General features: G+C 57.6%; 16 protein-coding genes and 3 pseudogenes. 16 read left to right on the forward strand and 3 right to left on the reverse strand.

Annotated features, from left to right (window positions below; translation table 11 throughout):
• Positions 1-2: 2 nt before the first annotated feature.
• On the reverse strand, positions 3-803 hold the full coding sequence (gene sufC, locus PMX72_RS00090) for a Fe-S cluster assembly ATPase SufC (RefSeq protein WP_271729521.1): 801 nt from the start codon (positions 801-803) through the stop codon (positions 3-5).
• A 220-nt stretch (positions 804-1,023) separates the two neighbouring features.
• Here sufC and PMX72_RS00095 point away from each other — a divergent pair, with 220 nt between their 5' ends.
• The 3 genes from PMX72_RS00095 (at position 1,024) to PMX72_RS00105 (ending at position 5,370) form a co-directional block, all read left to right on the forward strand.
• Positions 1,024-1,455, forward strand: coding sequence for an RrF2 family transcriptional regulator (locus tag PMX72_RS00095; RefSeq protein WP_089572008.1), 432 nt, complete (start codon positions 1,024-1,026; stop codon positions 1,453-1,455).
• Between the two features lie 139 nt (positions 1,456-1,594).
• On the forward strand, positions 1,595-3,370 hold the full coding sequence (locus PMX72_RS00100; RefSeq protein ID WP_271729522.1) for a VgrG-related protein: 1,776 nt from the start codon (positions 1,595-1,597) through the stop codon (positions 3,368-3,370).
• Between the two features lie 287 nt (positions 3,371-3,657).
• Positions 3,658-5,370, forward strand: coding sequence for an AAA family ATPase (locus tag PMX72_RS00105; RefSeq protein WP_271729534.1), 1,713 nt, complete (start codon positions 3,658-3,660; stop codon positions 5,368-5,370).
• Positions 5,371-5,390: 20 nt separating this feature from the next.
• On the opposite strand, the gene PMX72_RS00110 is transcribed toward PMX72_RS00105, so the two are convergent.
• A complete protein-coding gene (locus tag PMX72_RS00110) occupies positions 5,391-6,410 on the reverse strand; it encodes a glycosyltransferase (RefSeq protein WP_271729523.1) in 1,020 nt (339 codons plus the stop codon).
• Between the two features lie 256 nt (positions 6,411-6,666).
• Between PMX72_RS00110 and PMX72_RS00115 the strand changes: the two genes are divergently transcribed.
• The 7 genes and pseudogenes from PMX72_RS00115 to PMX72_RS00145 form a co-directional block, all read left to right on the forward strand.
• On the forward strand, positions 6,667-7,770 hold the full coding sequence (locus PMX72_RS00115) for a glycosyltransferase (protein ID WP_271729524.1): 1,104 nt from the start codon (positions 6,667-6,669) through the stop codon (positions 7,768-7,770).
• A 6-nt stretch (positions 7,771-7,776) separates the two neighbouring features.
• Entirely contained in the window at positions 7,777-8,817 is a 1,041-nt protein-coding gene (locus PMX72_RS00120; protein ID WP_271729525.1) for a glycosyltransferase family 2 protein, read from the forward strand.
• 74 nt (positions 8,818-8,891) lie between these two features.
• The gene (locus PMX72_RS00125) at positions 8,892-10,010 is read left to right on the forward strand and encodes a glycosyltransferase family 2 protein (RefSeq protein WP_271729526.1); all 1,119 of its coding nucleotides are present in this window, start codon (positions 8,892-8,894) and stop codon (positions 10,008-10,010) included.
• Positions 10,011-10,022: 12 nt separating this feature from the next.
• The gene (locus PMX72_RS00130; RefSeq protein WP_271729527.1) at positions 10,023-11,090 is read left to right on the forward strand and encodes a glycosyltransferase family 2 protein; all 1,068 of its coding nucleotides are present in this window, start codon (positions 10,023-10,025) and stop codon (positions 11,088-11,090) included.
• Positions 11,091-13,577 (forward strand): glycosyltransferase family 2 protein, encoded by a 2,487-nt coding sequence (locus PMX72_RS00135; protein ID WP_271729528.1) that lies wholly within the window; start codon positions 11,091-11,093, stop codon positions 13,575-13,577. It abuts the gene before it with no gap.
• 120 nt (positions 13,578-13,697) lie between these two features.
• The gene (locus PMX72_RS00140) at positions 13,698-14,018 is read left to right on the forward strand and encodes a hypothetical protein (protein WP_187361856.1); all 321 of its coding nucleotides are present in this window, start codon (positions 13,698-13,700) and stop codon (positions 14,016-14,018) included.
• 176 nt (positions 14,019-14,194) lie between these two features.
• Positions 14,195-14,329 (forward strand): annotated as a pseudogene (locus PMX72_RS00145) (ATP-binding protein); the annotation flags it as partial.
• A 232-nt stretch (positions 14,330-14,561) separates the two neighbouring features.
• On the opposite strand, the pseudogene PMX72_RS00150 reads toward PMX72_RS00145, so the two are convergent.
• Positions 14,562-14,792: pseudogene (locus tag PMX72_RS00150) on the reverse strand (hypothetical protein); the annotation flags it as partial.
• 237 nt (positions 14,793-15,029) lie between these two features.
• Between PMX72_RS00150 and PMX72_RS00155 the strand changes: the two are divergent.
• The 6 genes and pseudogenes from PMX72_RS00155 to PMX72_RS00180 all read left to right on the forward strand — a co-directional run.
• Complete coding sequence (locus tag PMX72_RS00155; RefSeq protein ID WP_271746104.1) at positions 15,030-16,031, forward strand: Abi family protein; 1,002 nt, start codon at positions 15,030-15,032, stop codon at positions 16,029-16,031.
• Positions 16,032-16,702: 671 nt separating this feature from the next.
• Positions 16,703-16,990 (forward strand): transposase, encoded by a 288-nt coding sequence (locus tag PMX72_RS00160; RefSeq protein ID WP_458795897.1) that lies wholly within the window; start codon positions 16,703-16,705, stop codon positions 16,988-16,990.
• Positions 16,969-17,727: pseudogene (locus PMX72_RS00165) on the forward strand (IS3 family transposase); the annotation flags it as partial. The gene PMX72_RS00160 and the pseudogene PMX72_RS00165, both read left to right, overlap by 22 nt.
• 119 nt (positions 17,728-17,846) lie before the next feature.
• Positions 17,847-18,107: an IS3 family transposase gene (locus tag PMX72_RS00170; RefSeq protein ID WP_233508905.1), complete on the forward strand. Its 261-nt coding sequence runs from the start codon at positions 17,847-17,849 to the stop codon at positions 18,105-18,107.
• A gap of 725 nt (positions 18,108-18,832) precedes the next feature.
• On the forward strand, positions 18,833-21,493 hold the full coding sequence (locus PMX72_RS00175) for an N-acetylmuramoyl-L-alanine amidase (RefSeq protein WP_271746105.1): 2,661 nt from the start codon (positions 18,833-18,835) through the stop codon (positions 21,491-21,493).
• 127 nt (positions 21,494-21,620) lie between these two features.
• Positions 21,621-21,871 (forward strand): hypothetical protein (locus tag PMX72_RS00180; RefSeq protein ID WP_271746106.1); only part of this gene is annotated, 251 nt, incomplete at its 3' end.

The following is a 21,871-nucleotide window of genomic DNA, read 5'->3' on the forward strand; positions in this document are numbered from 1 at the left end:
CTTTACGCCTGCTGCTCGGCAGCGGCGGCCTCGGCCTGGGCGCGCTGCTCGGCGGCCTCGCGCTCGAAGGTCTCAAAGCCGTTCTTGTCGATCCAGGGGATGAGCGAGGCGTCGTCCTCGCGCACGATGTGACCCTTGACCATAACGTGGACGCGGTCGACATCCAAGTGCTCCAGGATGCGCGTGTTGTGCGTGATGATGAGCATGGAGCCGTCGCAGCTCTTGCGGTAGGCGTCCATGCCGTGGCTGACGGTGGAAAGCGCGTCGACGTCCAGGCCCGAGTCGGTCTCGTCGAGGATGGCGAGCTTGGGCTGCAGCAACAGGAGCTGGAGCATCTCGACCTTCTTCTTCTCGCCGCCCGAGAAGCCCACGCCTAGCTCGCGGTTGAGGTAGGCGGTATCCATGTTGAGCTCGGCCGCGAGCTCCTTGACGCGACGACGGAATTCCTTGCCCTTCATCTCCAGGCCGGGGCGGCCGGCGATACTGGCGCGCAAAAAGCTCGACAGTGGCACGCCGGGGATCTCGACCGGGGCCTGGAAGCTCAGGAACAGGCCGGCGCGCGAGCGCTTGTCGGTGGTGAGCCCGGTGATGTCCTGGCCGTCAAAGACGATGCGGCCGTCGTTGACCGTGTAAACGGGGTCGCCCATGACCAGGTGGCCGAGGGTGGACTTGCCGGCGCCGTTGGGGCCCATCAGCACGTGGGTCTCGCCGGCGGCGACGTTGAGGTTGACGTTGTGGAGGATGGTCTTCTCGTCCACGGAGGCGGTCAGACCTTCGATGGAAAGCAGCGGATTTGCGCTCATGCTGTCCCTCTCTGTATATGGTGTACTCATAGGTGTGCTAAACCCTAGGAATCTTCTCGGAATAAAGTTACTATGGGTTCGGCGTTAGTCAAGGGAAAACCCGACTAATCCACTCGACTTTTTAGATGAGGGACATAATAATCAGGTTTGTTTGCTCCGCTTGCATAGGATTTGGGACAAACAAGCCTGGTTTTGTCCCAGTAACGATGGTAGGGTAGGTATGCTCATTTCTTCTAAGGGCCGCTATGCCCTCCGACTGATGATCTATATCGCGGCGCTCGGTGACGCCGAGGGCAAGATTGCTCTGCGCGAGGTTGCCGACCGCGAGCACATTTCGCAGAAGTATCTGGAACAGCTGGTTCGTCCGCTTATGAAGGCTGGCCTGCTTAAGAGCGTGCGCGGCAAGGGCGGCGGCTACATGATGGCCAAGGATCCCTCCGAGGTGCGTGCTGGCGACATCCTGCGCGCCGTCGAGGGCAGCACGGCTCCGGTGGCGTGCGATGGCATCGACAACAGCTGCGCCCGCAGCGATCTCTGCTCGACCGTCAAATTCTGGCGCGGTCTGGACGACGTGATCGAAAAGTACGTCGACGGCGTGACGTTGGCCGACCTTGCTGCCGTCCCCGAGATTAACTTTGACATCAAGCTGTAGGTTGAGCGCAATTCCTTAAGATTTCGCGGAGGGTTGTTGCCGTTTACCGAGGGGTTGTTGTGCAACAACGGGCGAGCTGCAATACTTATTTTTATCTTTGCAAACTGCACTTTAACTACACCAATGCAGGGAGGATCTTATGCAGCCCAAGCATTCTGCGATTGTCGCGGGCCTGACGCTGGCGCTTTCGTTTGGCGCCGTTTCCGCGCCGGCACCCGCCGCTGCCGAGGAGCCCACGCCGGGCGTTGCCTCGGATGCGACCGATATCGATAAGGGTCTCTATACCCAGCAGTCCTTTTCGGGTGTGCTGAGGTCGGTCCAGGGCGTTTCGTTTGTTAACGTGACTCCCGAGATGAAGTACTTCACCAAATATGAGAGTCACGGCAACTATAACCAGGGCTTTTCGTACGGTGACGGTTATAACGCGCTGGGCTATTACCAGTTCGACCGTCGTTGGTCGCTCATTCCGTTTATGAAGCAGGCCTACAACTACAACCCCGAAAAATACAGCATGCTCAAGGATGCGACTGATCGCGGCAGCGAGATTTCCAACACGAGCAATGCCATGTACGAGAACGGCCAGCTCACCGAGTTGGGCCGTATTGCGCAGGAGGCCTTCCAAGGTGCTTATAACACCGACCCTGTTGAGTTCTCGGCTCTGCAGGATGCGTATGCGTACAACTCGTACTATGCGGTGACCGAGGCGTGGCTCAAGAGTGGCCTGGGTATTGATATTTCGGGCCGTGCCGATTGCGTTAAGGGCATGGTGTGGAGCATCACCAACATGTGCGGCACCGGTGGTTGCAGGGACTTCTTCCGCTGGGCGAATCTCTCCAACGATATGTCCGACCGCGAGTTTGTGACGGCGCTTTCCAACAGTGTGGTCAATAACGTGGCGACCAAGTATTCGAGCCAGCCCCAGTATCATGAGGGCTGGAAGAATCGCTACCGCAACGAGCTGAAGGACTGCTTGGTTTATATCGCCGAGGACGAGGCCGCTGCCGCTGCGACGCCCGTGCAGCCCGAGCCTACGCCGGCGCCTGATTCGAATGACGACTCGCGTGACGATGCTAACGATGACAGGATGGATGCGCCCTCGACCGATTCTGACGGTGATGGCTCTGCTGGTGGCACTACCAACAACGGCTCTACCTCGAACGGCTCAGTTTCGAACGGCTCTGCTGCGGGCGATTCGTCTTCAAGCTCTGCCGGCAATACGGACAGCGCCGCCTCTGGTTCGACCGACGCTGATACCTCTAACTCATCCACCGGCTCGAGCGATTCGTCCGTTGGCGCCGGCTCTAACAACGGCTCCGGCTCTGACGCAACCCCTGATTCCGATGCTTCCAAGGATGACTCGAATAAGGCGCCGGACGCTCCCGCTGCTTCGCCTGACAAGAAGCCTTCTTTCTCCGTGCAGCTTGGTTCTACGCTGGGCTCTTCGCTGATGGCTGGCGTCAATAACGGCTCGACCCAGAACAAGGACAACTCTGATCAGGTTTCCACGGAAAAGACCGAAGCCGCAAAGGGTGGCTCCAAGGACAAGGCTCCCGAGAAGACCAAATCCGATAAGGGTTCTAGCTCTGAGGAGAAGAGCGACAAGTCCGAACAGAAGAAGGACGAGGACGAGAGCAAGACCGAGGGCGGAAAGCAGCAGGGCGAGAACAGCGGTAAGGGCAACACCGATGACCAGGTCCAGGGGCAAAATGACTCCAAAACGGTGACCACCACGACCACGACGACTACAACTACCAAGTCTTCGGGCGGTAACATGCCCAAGACGGGCGATCTGATTGTGATGGCGAGCCTTGCCAGTGCGAGCTTGGCCACGCTGGGCGCTACGTCTATCGTAAGTGGTAAGCATAAGCTCGATCAGCAAAAGAAGGCTTCTGGGGAGGACGGCTTGGAGGAGTAATCTTCCAGATCGTTTTCTATAAGAGTTTGGGACGGGGTCCGGTGCGGCGGCATCGGGCCCCGTTTTTGTTGTGCAACGATTTGTTATGCCCCCTCGGGGGTCTGTTGCTACCGCTGCCCGAAACGTTTTCATGTCGATATTGTTGCGCTCTACCCGCTCGCTACAATGGGCATCGTGCTGCGTTAGAGGGAGAGTTTACGGTGTCTGAACAGGCGAATTATGGTGTTGCTCATGCGTTTGGCGCGCGGTTGCTCAATTATGCGGATAACGCAGCTCTGCCGGTTGAAGTGCACGACTTTTCTGATGCAATCAATTGGTGTTTACTCGTCGATAAGACTATGTTTATTGCCGATATATTGGACAGCGAAGCACCTGTTGCGCTTTGTTGTCGGCCCAAGGGTTTTGGCAAGAGCATGAATCTATCGATGCTCAAATGCTATTTGGAACGATCTGATCACCGACGGCCGGATCGAAGCCCGTTCGTCGGCACCCAGATTTGGCAGGCGGGCGGTGGTCGCTATCGTGATGAGTACGCGTGTTACCCGGTCATCATGCTCGACTTTTCAGCTGCCGCTGCGAGGCGCGACACCGATGCTGCGGCGGCTATTCGCAGCGCTGTCGCGCACGAGTGCGCCCGATTGCTGCCGCTGCTTGACGCGCCTGATCTGTCAAGACGTGAGGTCCGTCTTATCGAGAGGGCGGCGCGTGGGGTGGCCGGCGATAAGGAGATCGATGCGGCGCTTGGCGTGCTTATTAAACTGCTTCAGACAGCTTTCGATGAGCAGGTTGTTCTTCTGATAGACGACTACGACGCAGTATGTCCAAAGCGTTTGGGCGCTAAGGACGACGGTAGCGTTGATCCCCTAGAGTCGCTCAGCCGAATGTTGTTCGACACCATTGCCGGCGCCGGCGACTCGTTGCGATTGACGTGTCTTATGGGCGAGCGCCCCGGTCCTGCCGAGTTCGCGTTGTCCCAACGTGGGGTTTCCTATCGGTCGGCGACACCGCTGTCGAGCTGGTGTGATCGATGGTTCGGTTTTTCGGACGACGAAGTCCAGGTGCTGTTGGATCGCATCGGTCGCAACGGCTGTCTGGATGACGCGCGTGAGTGGCTTGAGGGCTATCTGTTTGGTGGTTTTTATTGCTCGATCCCGGAGCGCGTGGTGGACTACGCACATCGCGGTTGCGTCGCGCCCGTTCGGGCAGATCTGTATGGTTACGCCGACCGTCTGAGCGCATGCGTCGGCGACTGGAATCTTATGCGCCTGTCCGCACTGTTCGATTTGGTTGAGCCGCATGGGTTTATTGAGGCGCCAGTGCATATGCATGCCGAGGAGGTCGATGTCGCCAAGCCCGAAGATATCTGGACTGCGCTGTATCTGTCTGGATTTCTTACGACGGACATGACGGGGCATTCGGAGGACGGCGCGTGCCTTCGTTCCCTGCGTCTGCCTAACAACGAAGTGCGTCAGGCGCTCCGTCTTGTAATTCTGGAATGGTTTGAGTGCGCCGTTGAGGATGTTGGAGTTATCGACTCGTTCCATGACGGCCTGTGTCGAGGAGACGAGGACACTGTAAAGCAAGCTTTGAGCTGTGCTATCGGCGATCTGGGCATCGATGTGGGCCAATCAGATATGCCGACAGCCTATCATCTGGCGCTTCAGGGGCTCTGCTTTGGATTGCCCGGCTATTGCAATCCCAGCTCCAAGCGAAGTGGCGTCTCGGATCGCTGGGATATCCAGGTGATTCCCACCGGTCGGGTGTTTGACGTGGCCGACACGCTCGGCATGCTCGATGAGCGACCGCTCATTACGATCAACATGTTGTACGACCCTGGCGTCGATGCCCTGGGCCTGGAACTGTTGGCGGTTCAGGCGCTGCTCGACATAGAGCGCGACGGCATCGATGATATCCGCGTGCCGCGCCCCGCCGTCGGGCGCATGCGTTGGGGCTTTGGTTTTGACGGTCAGCGTGTGTCCGTGGTGTGTCAACGACTATAGCGGCGGGCGAAAGCCCTTTACTACTCGGCGTCCTTCAGGGGCGGCATGGGCTTCCAGTTGGGGTCCTTGATGATCTTGCGGGCGTCCTTCATGCCGCGGCGCAGCGCCGGAATACCGGTCTTAAAGCATTTGTCGACTGCTGCCAGACGAATGAATTCCTTGCAGAAGGTCGCGGCATTGCCCAGGCGGAACAGCATGGGGTGGTAGTCACCGTAGATCTGCATATAGCGAGCGAGGAAGCCTCGGTTGCGCATGATGTAGTAACGGTTGGTGTCGCTCGTGGAGTTGAGCTGGCGCTTGCCGGCGATATCCCAGTTAGAGACGGCGCGGGCGCGCTTGAGCACCACGTCGGCGACCACGGCGGCGGGGAAGTGTTGGCTGGCAACGTAGCCGTAGCAGGCATCGTCGCCGTAGATAAAGAAGCGCGCGTCGGGCAGGCCAATCTTGTCGACCACGCGGCGCGAGAACATACCGCCCTCAAAGCACAGTTGGTTCATGGTGCGGTAGCCCTCGGGACCCAGATCCCACTTGGCGATGGGGTTAGGGATGCCGAGCGAAAGAATGAGCTGGTATTGCCAAAAGAAGGCGCCGCCGTCAAAGTCCAGGCGCGAACCCTGGATAACATCGTAGCGGTCGGTCCACTTGGCCAAGCGCTCGATGCCTTCGGGAATGACGAGCACGTCGTCGTCCATGACCCAGAACCACTGGGCTCCCAGATCGTATGCGCATTTAGTGCCGGCGGAGAAGCCGCCCGCACCGCCGCCGTTTTCGAGCTGCGGGGCGTAGATGACACGGTCGGTGCCGCCCTGCGCGTCGGGCTGCTCGGCGTCGATGCCCCACAGGTTGGCCAGGCGCTCGTTAAATGCGGTGCACATGGCCTCGGTCTCGCGCGAATTCTCGTTATCGACAATCACGATGCGCCAGGGCGTTGCCGTGAGCTCGGTCATGGAGTCGAACAAGTTGGCCAGGAGTTCCTGGCGCTTGTACGTAACGACGACGATGGCGAGCTTATCGATGGGGGCGGGAAGGGTTGAAGGCATGGGGCAATATATCCTTTCACGCGCGGCGCGCATGCGCTGCACGGAAGCTATCGAATACGTCCTTGGGACTGTCTTATTGTAAAGGCTCGGCGCACCTTGGCGACAAGCTTTGAATAAAACGCAGGAACCTGCCATGGGCCCGCCGCATGACGTGCGGCTACTTTGCCCGCAAGAGGCTCCATAGATTATATAAACGCCCGCTGGCGCGCTGACCCTTTGATACCATGAAACGACAGGTATTTCCTAAGGAGCACATTTGTCTACTAACGCCTCTGGCAGCCCTGTTCTGTCGCTGCTTATCCCCATTTACAATGTTCAGCGCTACCTGCGCGAGTGTCTCGATTCCGCCCTGACGCAGACGCTCAAGGATATTGAGATCATCTGCATTAACGACGGGTCGACCGACAACTCGCCGGCGATTATCCGCGAGTATATGGAGCGCGATGGGCGCGTCAAGATGATCGACAAGGCCAACAGCGGCTACGGCGACTCGATGAACCACGGTCTGGAGATGGCGCGTGGTAAGTACGTTGGCATCTTGGAGTCCGATGACTTTATGGCGCCCGACGCACTCGAAAAGCTTGTCTCGGCCGCCGATAGCAATAATGCCGACTTTGCGAAGGCGAACTTTGATTTCTACTGGTCTAAGCCCGAGGAGCGCCGTTCGCTGCACGAGATGTTTAAGGCAAGGGATTGTGGCAAACCGGTGCATCCCAGCAATACGACGCAGTTCTTTAAGCAAAAACCGTCGATTTGGTCGGCCGTGTACCGTCGTGATTTTCTTGAGCGCAACGGTATCAAGTTCCTGCCGACTCCGGGGGCATCCTTTCAGGACACGTCATTTGCCTTTAAGGTGATCGCGTGTGCCGAAAAGGCTATTTACCTGCATGATGCCGTGTTGTCGTATCGCCAGGACAACGAGAATTCCTCGGTCAATTCTTCGGCTAAGGTCTTTTGCGTCAATACCGAGTATGCCGAGATTGAGCGTTGGATTCGAGAGGATTATGCCCGCGACCACGCAAGTGATGACGTCGCGCGCATGCTCAAGTTCAATCAGCTCATTAAGTACGATTCGTACATGTGGAACTACGTGCGCTTGGCGCCTAAGTTCTATAAGGAGTTCCTGGTGCAGATGGCTAAGGAATTTCAGGCGGCCTTGGACGCGGGGGACTTTTCGCTTGACGACCTCAAGCCGTGGAAGCGCGCGAATCTCGCTGCTATTCTCAAAGATCCTGAGGGCTGGGTTGACGAGCATCCGAGTTTTGCGACGGATGGTGCCTTGGGGCGTGCTAAGTATTACGCCTCGGTTGGAGGCCCAGGCGTGGTCGCCGCCTTCCTCATCGAATCGCTGAGGGGGTAGGTTGGCATGGGAGAGACTTTGACCCCCAAAGCTACCATTGTCGTCCCCGTTTACAACTCTTCGCGCTCCATTCAGCGATGCCTCGATTCGCTGTTGGCCCAGTCCGAGTGCGCGATTCAGGTTGTCTGCGTCAACGACGGTTCGACTGATGATTCGTTGAACGTGTTGTGCCAGATCGCGCAGGCAGACGATCGCGTGCTGGTGATTGACCAGGAAAACGCGGGCGTCTCGTGTGCTCGAAATGCCGGTATCGATGCCGCCGAGGGCGAGACCGTCTTTTTTGTGGACGCCGACGATTACATCGATGCCCAGACGGTCGAGCGCGTGCTGTATGCCATGGAGTCTGCAGATGCCGAGGCCGCCGTTTTTGGCGGCGTCTGTGAACCTGCCGATGCTGCCCCCAAACGCGTCCAGCAACTCATGAGCACCAAAGCTGGTGCTTTCGGCGCCCGTGATCCCCAACTGCTGTTCCATTCGAATGCGCAGCCCTATGCCTGCCGTGCGGCTTTTTCGCGCGAGCTGCTCAATCGCGAAGGCATTCGCTTCGCCCCCGGTTTGGCTTTGGGCGAGGACGTCGTCTTCCAATTTGCGGCTTATGCGCTTGCCCGCAGGACCGTCGTCATGCCGGACAAGTTCTACCACTACGTGATGGAGAGCGAATCGGCGACGCACGAGTTCAACAGTGCCGAGGCTCGTGCCAAAAAGCTTGACGCCCACATGAGGATGCTCGAGGAGGTCTTGGAGGGCTGGGCGGCCTACGGTCTTTTAGGCCTGTGCCCCGGCGAGCTGATAACTTGGTTTTTGGACCTCATTGTGTTCGACCTGGCGCGCTTGGATGCCGATGACTTCCATCGCGTGGCGGCTCGCGTCAACATGGATCTCACGACGTTTTTGGGAACGGAGTGGGCGGATATGCCTGCTAAGGGTGCCGTTCGCCGTGTTGCCCACAAGCTCGTTGCGGCGACCTCGGGCGTTTCGATGGCAGACGCCACGCAGTTCTATCTTTCGACTCGCGGTCTCAAAGCCTGCCTGGAGCGCTTTATCTAATTCCAAGCGCTGCCGCTCGCCGCAACTCGGCTGCTAAAATAACCCTGTTACACGCTATTCAACAGGAGGTTCTTTTGCAGAACTCTGATACCCCTAAAGTTTCGCTGCTTGTCCCCATTTGTAATGTTGAACGCTATCTGCGCGAGTGCCTCGATTCCGCCGTGGCGCAGACGCTCAAGGACATCGAGATCATCTGTATCAACGACGGCTCCACCGATAGCTCGCCGGATATCATCCGCGAGTACATGGAGCGCGACTCCCGTGTAAAGATGATTGACAAAGCCAACAGCGGCTACGGCGACTCGATGAACCGCGGCCTGGAGATGGCGCGCGGTGAGTACGTGGGCATCCTTGAGTCCGACGACTTTATGTTTGAGGATTCGCTCCAAAAGCTGGTCGCCAAGGCCGATGCTGAGCATGCCGATGTGGTAAAGGGCGACTTTTACCTGTATTGGTCCACGCCCAGCGAGCGCCGTGAGCTGTTTGGGATCATCGACGAGCATATGACGGGCGCCACGTATCGCCCCGTCGACCGCCCGGGCATCTTCTACCGCAAACCTTCCATTTGGTCGGCTATCTATCGACGCGAGTTCCTCAATGACAATCAGATTCGGTTCCTTCCCACGCCGGGCGCCTCGTATCAGGACGCAGGCTTTAACTTTAAGGTCTGGGCTTGCGCCGAGCGTGCCGCGTTTATTGCGGACCCCATTTTGTGCTATCGCCAGGATAACGAGAAGAGCTCCGTTAATTCGCCCAACAAGGTGTTTTGCGTTTGCGACGAATATGCCGAGATGCAGCGTTTTTTGGATGAACGCCCCGAGCTTAAGGCTCAGCTCCAGGGCATTTTAATGCGCATGAAGGTCGATACGTACCGTTGGAATGATGAGCGTCTGGTCAATGAACTGCGTGAACAGTTTTGGAAGAAAGCCTCGTCCGAGCTCAAGGCCGATTGGGATGCCGGTCGCTTTGACCTGTCGCTGTTCGATCCGCGTGGCGAGACCGACTTGCGCCTGATGGTCAAGTCGCCCCGCGCCTATATCGATTCGCGCTTTGACTTTAAGAAGCCGGGCAAGCTCAATACGTTTAAGCATTACTTTAAGATTGGCGGGCTGCCGCTGGTCTGGCGCGTACTGACGTATCAGCGCACCTACGGTGATAATCCGCACCCCGATGACGTTCCGGTCGCACAGTAGGAGCACTTGACTATGGCTACCCCCAAGATTTCCGTTGTCGTTCCCATCTATAACGTGGAGGAGTGCCTGGCCTGGTGCCTGGACTCCCTGCTTGCGCAGGACATGCCCGATTGGGAAGGCGTGCTGGTCAACGACGGCTCGCCGGACGGTTCGCGCGATATTGCGGCTGCCTATTGCGAAAAGGACGCGCGCTTTACGCTGGTCGATAAGCCCAACGGGGGCCTGTCGAGCGCGCGCAATGCGGGCATTGCTGCGTCCACGGCGCCTATCGTCGCGTTCTTGGATTCTGACGACCGCTTTACGCCCGATGCGTGCCGTGTAATCGTCGATGCTTTTGAGCGTGAGGATTGCGACGTTTTGACCTTTGGCGCGAACCCGTATCCGCTGGAGGCGGGGTATCCGTGGCTTAACTATGTGCTGAGCCCGCGCGATGTGTCGTTTGAAGGCTATAGCTCTGACCTGCTGTTTAAGGAAGCATCTCGCCCCTTTGCATGGCGCACCGCCTGCAAGCGTGAGTTTTTGCTGGGCAACGGGATCTTGTTCGACGAAACCGTCAAGTATGGCGAGGACCAGGTCTTCGATTTTGCCGTGTACGGTCGCTCGCGCAAGACCGCGCTTATCTCGAACAAACTGTACGACTACCGTGTGGCGCGCAAGGGCTCGCTTATGGACACCATGCGCTATGACGACGAGACGCGACTGCTGGAGCACGTGAAGATTTACTCTGCGGTGATGGCTGACTGGCAGCGCGACGGTCTCGATGTCCAGCATGCCGAGGACTTAGCGTACTTCCTCTGCGATCTGGTACTGTACGATGCGCTCAGGTTGCTGGGTTCGGACTGCGGCAAGGTGTTTGCTGCCGTTGCCGCGGCGCTTAACGGTTCTGCCGTGGGCAGTGATGCTGCGCTCGCACAATGCGCTCTCTCTGTTGCTGCTATGGTGCGTGCGGCGCTTACCAGCAAGGCCCCCAATGCCCATGCATGCAAAAAGCTCATGTTCGATTACGACGTCTTGAGGTTTGGGCGCCTTGGTGCCTGCAAACGCATGGCGGCGAACGCCCTGGGAAAGCGAGAAGTGTAGATGAGTATCAAGCGTTTGGCACTTTGCCGCAGTCAGGGTCGTCTGTTTGTGCTGCTTCGTTTTGCCGGTCAGGATGTCGCCGCGCTTATTGAGCGGGAGGGTTCTCAAGCGTTTGCCCATGCGACGACGAGCGGTTCTTCTGTGCCGTCGCTGGTGCTCCCGGTCGATCATGGCCGTGTACTGGCGCTTTGCCCTTCCGTTTCCGATTACGAGCGCGAGCTCGCCGTCTTGGTGCTTCCCTTTCTGGACGGCTCTACGATTGACGTCACATTTGCATCCGGTGGCCAAAGGTTGGGCTCCATTCGCCTCGATAGCCGCGTGGCCAAGCTGGAATCCAAGATTAACTACAAAGCAAGGCCTGCGCTGTGTGCGCTTATCCGCGATGCGCAGCGTGGCGAACACTGCGGCCTCTACGAGATCGATGCCATTCGCTATTTGCCGGCAGACGCCGGCGCGGTGTGGCGCTATGAGGTTGCCTGGGCGGGAGACCCCCAGTGCTCCCCTGAGTTCCAGAGCTTCGATACGCATATGAATGCGATTGATGCCACCGTGCATGTGTTTGAATCGCAGGTCGATGTGCCGCAGCAGAACGGATGCCGCGTCAATAAAACGTATCTGAGCGTTGAGATGCCTCGGGATATACGGGATTTTGTCGCGATTGTGAGCGATCCCACAGAGCAGATCCAGAGCGGGTTTTGCGCCATGGATGGTCGCCTGTACAACGGCATGGTCGATGACAGTTGGAACCGCATGAAGGACGCGCGTGCGGACGACGCAGCTTATCGACGTTGGTTTGAGCAACATCGCGCAAAGCCGGGCGATTTGGCGTGCCAACGTGTCGCTTCGGCGGCCTTTGCCTATAGACCGTTCGTGAGCATTGTGGTGCCGTGCTACAAGACCGATCTGGTCTACCTGCGCGAGCTGCTGGACTCGGTGCTCGCCCAAAGCTATGACAACTGGGAATTGCTGCTTATGGACGCCTCGCCCGAATGGGATGCGGTTGCCAATCTTGCGGCGGGCGTCAACGAGGAGCGCGTCCGTCGTGTTGAGCTGCCTGGTAACGGCGGCATTGTGGTCAACACCAACGCGGGTATTCAGCAAGCGACTGGAGACTACATCGCGTTCTTGGACCACGATGACATCCTGGAACCGGACGCGTTATTCCAGTATGTTTCCGCGCTGAATAAGGCGGCCGAGGGCGAGCGCCCCCAGGTCCTGTTCTGCGACGAGGACATGTTCCAGAAAACGGGGGAGTGGGGCCAGCCGGTCTTTAAGACGCAGCTCAACGTCGACCTGCTCTATAGCCATAACTGCGTGACGCATTTTCTGATGGCGGAGAAGGCGCTCATCGATTGCATTGGCATGTCACCGGAAGACGTCGCGGGCGCCCAGGATTATGACCTGACGCTCCGCTGCTTGGCGGCGGGTGCGCGCTTTGAGCATATTGCGCACGTGTTGTATCACTGGCGCGTGCATCCGGGGTCGACCGCCGACGGATCCGCCGACAGCAAACCGTATGCCATCGAGGCCGGACGCCTGGCCCTGCAGCGTCACTTTGGCTCGCTGGGCGTTCATGGAGCGGTCGAGGAGTCCGAAACTCCGTTTGTCTACCGTATGCGCTATGCGCTGCCAGAGCCTGCACCGCTGGTGAGCATTGTGATTCCCACCAAGGATCACGTCGAGACGCTCGACGCCTGCGTGATGTCGATCGCTCAGAAGGCCACGTATGCCAACTACGAGATCGTTTTGGTGGAGAACAACAGCGAAGCCCCGGAGACGTTTGCGTATTACGAAATCCTGCCGGAGCGCGTGACCGCTACGTCTGGCGGTAAGGGCACTGCGCGCGTTGTGTACTGGCCGGGTGAGTTCAATTACTCCCAGATCATCAACTTTGGCGTTGAGCATGCTAAGGGCGACTATCTACTGCTGCTCAACAACGATACCGAGGTCATAAGCCCGGACTTTATCGAAGAGATGATGGGTTATCTGCAGCGTCCCGATGCGGGCGTGGTGGGTGCCAAACTCTATTTTGCCGATCATCTGGTGCAGCATGCCGGCATTTTGGTTGGCGTGCGTGGTGCGCTTGCCCATGCTAACCAGGACTTCTCGGCAAAGCGTGAGGGCTATCTTGCCCGCGCTGTGCGTCCGGGCAACTTTAGTGCCGTAACGGGCGCCTGCCAGATGGTCCGACGCGAGGTGTTTGAGCAGGTTGAAGGTTACGACGAGGAGCTCGCCGTTGGCTTTAACGATGCAGATTTTTGCCTGCGCGCATGGGAGGCGGGCTACCGCACCATCTTTACGCCTTATGCCGAGCTGTACCACTACGAGTTCACTTCGCGCGGCAGGGAAGAGGCCAGCGAGGAGAAGCTGCGCCGTTGGAAGCGCGAGCAGGCACTGTTTATGCAGCGCTGGCCGGAGTTTTTCTTGACGGGTGATCCGTGGTTGGGGCCTAACTTATCTGCCGAGAGTGAGTATTTCTCGCTTTAGACAATGGTTTAACTGCTGTCGAGAACCGCTAAGACCACTAAGGGCTATGCCTATCTGGTGCAAATGGTCGGTTACTCCATTTGGCAGCGCGCCAACTTGCATCGTGCCAAAAGTGCCATTGTGAGCGAACACGATGTCACCGAAGGCATTGCGCTGGCAGAGGCTCGTTTTCACGATGTTGTTCACGAGCCCGCGATTTCTGGACTGGGACTTAACGATATCAAATACCTTTTGGCGATGTGCGAGGATAAACAACAGTCCAAATCAGCCGAGATTGCTAAGCGCATGGGTAAAAAGACCAATGAGATCAGCTCTATTAGGGCCAAATTGCTACAAAGAGAGGTTATTCAGGCACCACAGAGGGGCTACGTGCAGTTTGCCGTGCCGGACCTAGATATCTATCTGCGAGAGAATGCTGCGGAGATTCTCGAGCGGTTCTAAATCGAGGCATGAATAGCCGCCGGTTAACTGCCTTTGTCGACTTGGCTCGCGTCCCCCCAATCTAGTAGACTTTAAACCGTTGCTAGATTAGGGGGATTTTCAATGAAACGCTCCATGAAACTGGTTTCTGCGAGGACCTCGTGCTGGTGGGGGACGTCAGCACCGGCAAGACGCACATGGCCTCGGCGCTGTGCATGCTGGCGTGCGAGCGGAGGATGGAGGCCCGCTTCTTCACCGCGTCATCGCTCGTCATGCGGCTGCGGCGCGCCCGCGACGAGGGGCGCCTTGACCGTGAGGCCGCGCTCATCGGCTGCGCTAGGCTGCTCGTCATCGACGAGCTCGGCTTCCTGCCGCTGGATCTCGACGGCGCGCGCTCTTCTAGGTGTTCGCCGACGCCTACGAGTGGCAGTCGGTGGTCATCACCACGAACCTGGAGTTCAGCCGGTGGGGCGCGGTGTTCGGCGACGACCAGATGGCGGCGGCCGTGCGCATCGCCAGGGCCACGGCCATGTGGGTCTTGCCCCTGCCGGTCTTGCCGAAGAACACGAGGTCCTCGCGGGCGCCGACGAAGCCCAGCGAAAGCATGTCGTCGCGGCCCCAGCCCTCGGAGAACCGCACGTGCGACCAGTCGAACCCCTCGGCCGACTTGTGCACGGGGAGCCTCGCCTGCCTGAGCAGCCGTGCCCTCTTGGTCGCGTCCCTGTGCGCGAGCTCGGCCTCGAGCATGGCCTGCAGCCCGCCACCTGCGTCCTCTATCTTGTCCACGTCGATCATTCCCTCCTGCCTTTGCTCGTTGCCGATACGACGCACCGACAACGTTAAGGCATGCGGTCTGGTCGGCGTGGCCGTGCTCAAAACCGAAAAACTATCGTGCTCAATTCTGAAAATCGGATGTGATCAAACCCGCAATCACGACGTTAACAAACACAAATAGGCCGGCGCCAACGACAGGCTCGCCCCGTCGAGGCGGGCTGGGATATAATTTCCTAGAAGGAGGCCAAGGGAGGTTCGATGAAGAAGGGCATGAGCATCAATTCCCTCATGAAGCACATGAGGACGAATCACGGTATGGAGGATTTGCGGGGGAGCGACAGAAAGATACTGCTGAGAAACATGGGCTATTTCCATGGCTATAAAGGCTTCCGGTTTGTCCGAAAGCCCAAAAATGCGCTCCCCCTCCCTTTGTTCGATGCACTCATGGACATATACGGGTTCGATTCCGCCATCAAGGCTGCAATCTACCCGGAGATAATGTTCATCGAAACGGCGGTTAAAAACATAGTCTTGGCCAGAATACTTGAGAACATAGAGGACCCCGGGCTGGCGACCTTCTTAAAGCGCGGCCTCCGGACATGCAGGGATGTCAACGGAAGGGTCGTGAACGGGCAGATGGGGGAAAAGCTCAAGCTCAAGAGCCAGCTTCAGAACATCGTGAGACGGAGTTACAAAAACGATCTCGTGAAGCATTATGTCGATCGCGACGATGACGCGCCCGTTTGGAGCATTTTCGAGGTGATGACCCTCGGCGATCTCACAAGCGTATGCAGAAGCCTTCCCGATGAAATCCTCGCCGATATCGCAAGCGACCTAGGTCTCTTACATGCGAACCCCGGCATCGTCATCAACATCGTCGAGACGATTCGTCCCTTAAGGAACGCGGTCGCCCATAACGGGGCGGTATTTGATTCGAGGTTCAGCCAATCGGTTAAGTATCCCAAGACCGACAGAAACCTGGCCGCGGTTGGCGAGCTTCTCGATGAGGATCTTTCTATCGGGTACAGGTTGAATTTCAATTCCATAATCGACTACATCGTTCTCCTGGCCTACCTATTGACCTTGCTAACGCATCAGAAGAAGCGTTCCAGAGATTTTCTTCGGAAATGCCTGCGGGAGCTCGAGAAGCTCGAGAGCGCTGTCGGGGTTGATACGTACATGATGATCGTCGGAAGCGGTGACCGGCAGAAATACGGATTTATTGAGGGGTTCATCGATGGCTACGGGCGCAAGCGGTGACGTTCCTTCCGTGTGCTAATATGTGCAGAGAGAAACGGCGAAACGCCGTGGGAGGGGCCGATCAGTCGACTCCTCCCTTTTAATATGAGTTGAACATTGCCAAGAGGCAAAACCGGCCCGGCCGCCCGCGGAGCTACCGCGCACGGCCGGGCCTACCTATCTTCACCCTGCGACCGCGCCGCTGGAGGGCGTGTCTGCTCGACGCACGTTCGGCATTCTAATATCCGCGCGTGGCCTTCTCGGCTGCGCATTTCGTTGCTACGGCTGGGGGCCTCGCGGCGAAATCGGAGTCTTTATGCGGGCATGGCGGTCTCCCGCCGCCCAGAAAAGGGACTCGAGTGGCCTCCCAACGGCCTCGAGCGCGGCGCGCGACGGGGTCGGAACCCGTGTCCGGGGGCGGCGGCGCGCTACGCCGCCGCCATCCCGGCTATGGCCCACACCCAGCACGCCATCTCGCGCGCCGTGGCGCAGTTGGCCATGCACGGCCTCTTGCCGGCGGCGGCCATGGCCTCCCTGCGGTCGATCAGCCTGCGGTTGCACTTCGTCGCGTGGCGCCGCGCCGCGGGGGCGACCTCTGACCTGTATCGTTTTTTCGGACACGCGGGCTGGAGGGATCGTGTGGCCGCGATGCCCTAGACTGCATACAAGCCGATGGACGGAAGGATTGCCTCATGGTCGCCAATCAGAAGAAGTACACCGACGAGTTCAGGCGGGAGACAGCCGACTACGTCATCTCCACGGGGCGCCCCATAACCCAGGTCTGCGGGGAGCTCGGGCTCAACCCCAAGACGGTGAACGACTGGGTGCTCAAGCGCAAGCGCGAGTTGGGGGGCGAGCCCGACCCGAGGGCCGAGGAGCGCGAGCTTCGCGAGGCGAGGAAGCGCATACGCGAGCTCGAGGCGGAGAACGCGTTCCTAAAAAAAGCCGCGGCCTTCTTCGCCAAAGAGCAGGCACTCTAGCCAGGTACAGGCTCATGGAGGCGGAGAAGGGCAACTTCACGGTGGCGATGATGGCCAAGGTGCTGGGGGTGAGCCGGTCGGGCCACTGCAGCTGGGTTTCCAACGGCTGCCCCGTCGACGACTGGTCCGAGGCGCGCGACGCCGTGCGGCGCGTGTGGCTCGAGTCCGACAGGCGCTTCGGCGCGCGGTTCGTGAAGTGCTTCCTGCCCGACGGCCTGCGCGGCATCACGCTGTACCGTGTGCGCAAGTGCATGCGCGAGCTGGGGATCCGCGGCTGCACGCCGTACAAGTCGAAGAGGACGACGGTCCCCGACAGGGACGCCAAGCCAAGGCCCGACCTGATCAGGCGGGACTTCACGAGCCCGGTGCCCACCTACAAGCTCGTCGGCGACATCACCTACCTGCGCACCGGCCAGGGCTGGCTCTACCTGTCGACGGTGATCGACCTGAACACCCGCATGTTCGTGGGCTGGTCGCTGTCCGAGCGCATGACCGCCGATATCGTCGTCAGCGCCCTCGAGAGCGCGCGTGCGCGCGGGTACGTGGCAGAGAACGCCATATTCCGCTCGGACAAGGGGGCGCAGTACACCAGCCGCAAGCTCGCTGAGTGGGCCAGGGGCAACCATGTGCGCCTCTCTTGCAGCCGTACCGGCAACTGCCACGACAACGCCGTCGCAGAGTCGTTCTTTGCGACGCTGAAAAATGAAATGTACCACCGCAGGAGCTTCGCCACCAGAACACAAAGGACGCCCGGCTGGTCAGGTCGGCGTTCGCGACGCTCTCCTTCCCGATCTCGGACATCGAGGTCTTCCACACGGACCGCGGCAGCGAGTTCGACAACGCCGAGATCGACCTGATGCTCGAGGCCTTCGGCATAGAGAGGTCGCTGTCGGCCATGGGCTGCCCCTACGACAACGCCGTCGACGAGTCGACCAACAGGATACTGAAGGCCGAGCTCGTCCACCGCGAGACGTTCGGCACGACGCGCGAGCTCCGGGTCAAACTCTCGGACTACGTGCACTGGTGCAACAATTTCAGGATCCACTCGACGCTGGGCTACATGTCGCCGGTCGAGTTCAGGGAGGCGGGGCTGTCCCTCCCGGAATCGTCCAAATAGGTGTTGCCAATCCAACCGCCTCTTTGATTATCAGCCGGGGCTATCTCGGTTTTTTGATTGGGGCGGTTGTTATGTTGCTGAATCTTTAAGGGACGAAGATTGTATTTCAAAGGCCCACGATGTGCATCTGGTCACTCATATCTTTTCGAGACAGAACGATAAGAAGCTATATGATTCTCTTGTTTAAAGATGGTGAGTTCGACGATTCCCAGATTCCAAGAACTATTAGGTCTTTCCTAGACCCCTCTCTTCTTGCTCATTAGAAGATTCAAAGACGCGCGCGAGCGTTGCATACTGGCGTTTGATTCATGAAGACCACGCTCTATTTTTCTTGAATGCGTTAGCCAGGCTACTCTTTCGATGAAGCCCCAGACGCCTCTGATACAAGCGAAACATGGGGCTTTTTGCTGTATTTCGCGGCTGCGTACACGCTTTCGTCGTCCGTCACGTGCTTAAACGAATTGCGTGCTTCAGTGGATTTTCGTGTTACTGGCACTTGCGCTGTTTGGGGCGCCGCTAATTGCTTCAAAAACTAGAGCTAGCACTGTGTCCATGGAAGGACGAAAAAACAAAAGTTTGCTGAGAACGTAACCTGCTTTTTATAAGAGCAGGTTTCTGCCTGCCTTTATAACAATTCCCGCGCTTCGAATAACTGGACTTCCGATGCAGAGGAGATTGTAAGATAATCTTCTCTTAGTAACATTATTTGTGACGGGGGATTCAATATGAAAAAGGCATTGCGTGCCTCAACAGCTTTTTCTCTTGCTGGTCTTTTGACCATTTCATCCTTGATGGGTCCTGTGGCTGCTGCCTACGCCGCGAGCAACGTCCCGTCTGCGGACGCTGCCGTGGACGCTGCTACTGCAGACGATGATGGCGAGGCCTCGCGTGATGCGGGTTCTGTTGATGTCGACGCTGCTGATGATTCATCGCCGGCAACGAACGTTGACGAATCGGCTGATGAGGATTTTGGCGTTGATGTATCTGAGAACCATCAGCAGGCTGAACCGGTCAATTCTTCTTTCCAGTATGTATATCTTGCCTACCCGAGCCTTTCCAGCGGGACTGATCAGGTCGTTGCCTTTGCTACTCCCGATGACGGCGATAGCCTTGCCTCCGCAACTCTCAACTATGTAAGTGCCAATGGGGTTCAGGGGACTATTGAAGCATCTGCAACGGCTGATAATTCTGCTGCTTTTATTTTTGGTTCGCAGTTGGAATCTAATACATATTTCCTCACATCGATAACCTATGCTTTGCAGGGCGATGGCTCTGAGCATGAGGTGGATCTTTCTGACAGGGATTATTCGTTTACGGTCATTAATGGCTCCGTGAGCTCCGAGGGCACTTCTGTTTACTATGCGGACGGCGATGGCAATGCCGTTGAAGCCCAGTCGATTCAGCAGGCATTGGAATGCGCCGATTCACCCGATGGCATTTCCACCTATGCTGAGCGCTCCGCACGTAATGTGGGGGTTATTGCACTTGACGCGGGACATGGCGGGGTGGATTCTGGCGCTCAGGGTAATGGCAAGAGTGAAGCCGACCTTACCTGGAAGATCATGACAGCCTGCAAAAATAAACTTGAAGCTTACGGCTTTAAGATCGTTCTTGCGCGCGAGCAGTCTGGCTACTATCCCAGCAATGATTATCTTTACCGCGTACAGCGCTGCATTGATCAGGGCGCGCAGGCCTTTGTTAGCTTTCACATCAACTCTGGGTCTTCTGGGGCTCACGGCGCAGAAGTTTATGCTCCTACCGCAAATGGCACCGACTACACGCAGGTCTCTGTTGAGCTTGCCAACAAGGTCATGAACAACCTTGCTGCTATGGGACTAACATACCGCGGCGTATTTCAAATGGAGGTAGGCGACGAGTTCGCCGTTATCCGCTGCGCTCGCGAGCAGGGAATTCCAGGTATTCTTATCGAACATGGCTTTATCTCGAATTACGGTGATGTGGCCAACTATTTCTCGGACGATGGTTGCCGCCGTCTTGGCGAGGCTGACGCTGCCGCAATCATCGCGCAGTTCCCGCATCCCTACTCCGTCAATGGAATTTCCTTCTCGGAAGAACTGGGACATGCGGGGTCAACGGTAAAAATCGGTGTAAATGTTAGCGGCAAGACTGATGGCCTTAGATATAAGTTTGTTTGGCATAGGGCTGGGTCTGATTGGAGTGATTCCAATTGGGGTGTAATCGGTCAAGACTTAACTTCGCCGTCGATTTCTTGGACCCTGCCCCAGGCTGGTGAATATGAGATCTATGCTGATGTCATTGACTCCAATGGATATGTGACTAGCACTTCTAAATACAAAGTTGTTAATTGGTCTCTTGAGTCGCTCGAAGTCTCGGGCGACGCCCGCTGCGGCAAGCCGGTCAAGCTGCAGGCCAAGGTGTCCGGCGACGCCTCCGGCCTCAAGTACAAGTTCGTCTGGGAGAAGGGCGGCTGGGCCAAGTGGGGCGTCGCCCAGCAGCCCTCCGCTTCCTCCTCCTGCGAGTGGACCCCGACCGAGCCGGGCGAGTACACCGTCTACCTCGACGTGATCGACGGCTCCGCCGAGAGGCACCTGACCCGCAAGGTCACGGTCGGCGAGCGCTGCTCCGTCGAGTCGCTCGAAGTCTCGGGCTCCGCCCTCTGCGGCAAGCCGGTCAAGCTGCAGGCCAAGGTGTCCGGCGACGCCTCCGGCCTCAAGTACAAGTTCGTCTGGGAGAAGGGCGGCTGGGCCAAGTGGGGCGTCGCCCAGCAGCCCTCCGCTTCCTCCTCCTGCGAGTGGACCCCGACCGAGCCGGGCGAGTACACCGTCTACCTCGACGTGATCGACGGCTCCGCCGAGAGGCACCTGACCCGCAAGGTCACGGTGGAGGGTACTCCAATTATGGGAAGTCTGCAGACTTCAGTTGATGCTATGGTGAACTTATATGAATCAACAGGACATACATATCCCTCAGACGAATTTGTTTCAAAGGGAGCACCTACTATTCGTGATTTTTGTTCATTAATTGTTGAAGCCGCTGTTTCTGAAGGGGTTCGTCCGGAAGTTGTTTTTGCTCAGGCTATGCTTGAGACTGGATGGTTGCAATTTGGAGGTTCCGTAAAGCCGAATCAGTGCAATTTCGCCGGACTGGGCGCCGTCAATCAACAATCGGGAGGCGCTAGATTTGACGATGTATATCAGGGCTTGCTTGCCCAAGTCCAGCATCTTAAAGGATATGCTACTGGTGCGGCGTTGAATAACACTTGTGTGGATCCTCGATATGAAGTCCTTCAGTCTAAGGGTTTTCTCGGAGTTGCGCCATATTTGGAAGATTTAAACGGCCGCTGGGCTGTTCCGGGTGACACATATGGTCAGAATATTGCGCGCATTATTTCTTTAATTGGCTAATATCAATATGAATTCTCTAGGTCGACTGCGCTGGTTGTAGTCGACCTTACTTGTATGGTAAATCTTGGCCTTAAATTGTTACTTGCTAGCAATATTATGTTGGAGTGAACTATCGGGGAGGTTCTATATGCATTTCTTTAGAAGTAAGGCTGTCCGTGTCGCTTTTTTCTTCTTTTATTTCTGTTTGGCCGTAACTCCTTGCTTTGGTTTGAGTGAAGCGGGCCTGTCTCCATCACAGATTGAAGATTCAACACGGGCCGATGATTTAAGTGCAACTTCGCCGGTTTCAGAGGACTACTCCGTCGACGGCCTCTCGGCAAAGGCGTCCGATGGAGGGTCTCCTCTCCTGGGCGACCGCTGCTCGCTCGGCCTGGCCGC

The sequence above is a fragment of the Collinsella aerofaciens genome (assembly GCF_028207065.1).
GTDB lineage: Bacteria > Actinomycetota > Coriobacteriia > Coriobacteriales > Coriobacteriaceae > Collinsella > Collinsella aerofaciens_AR.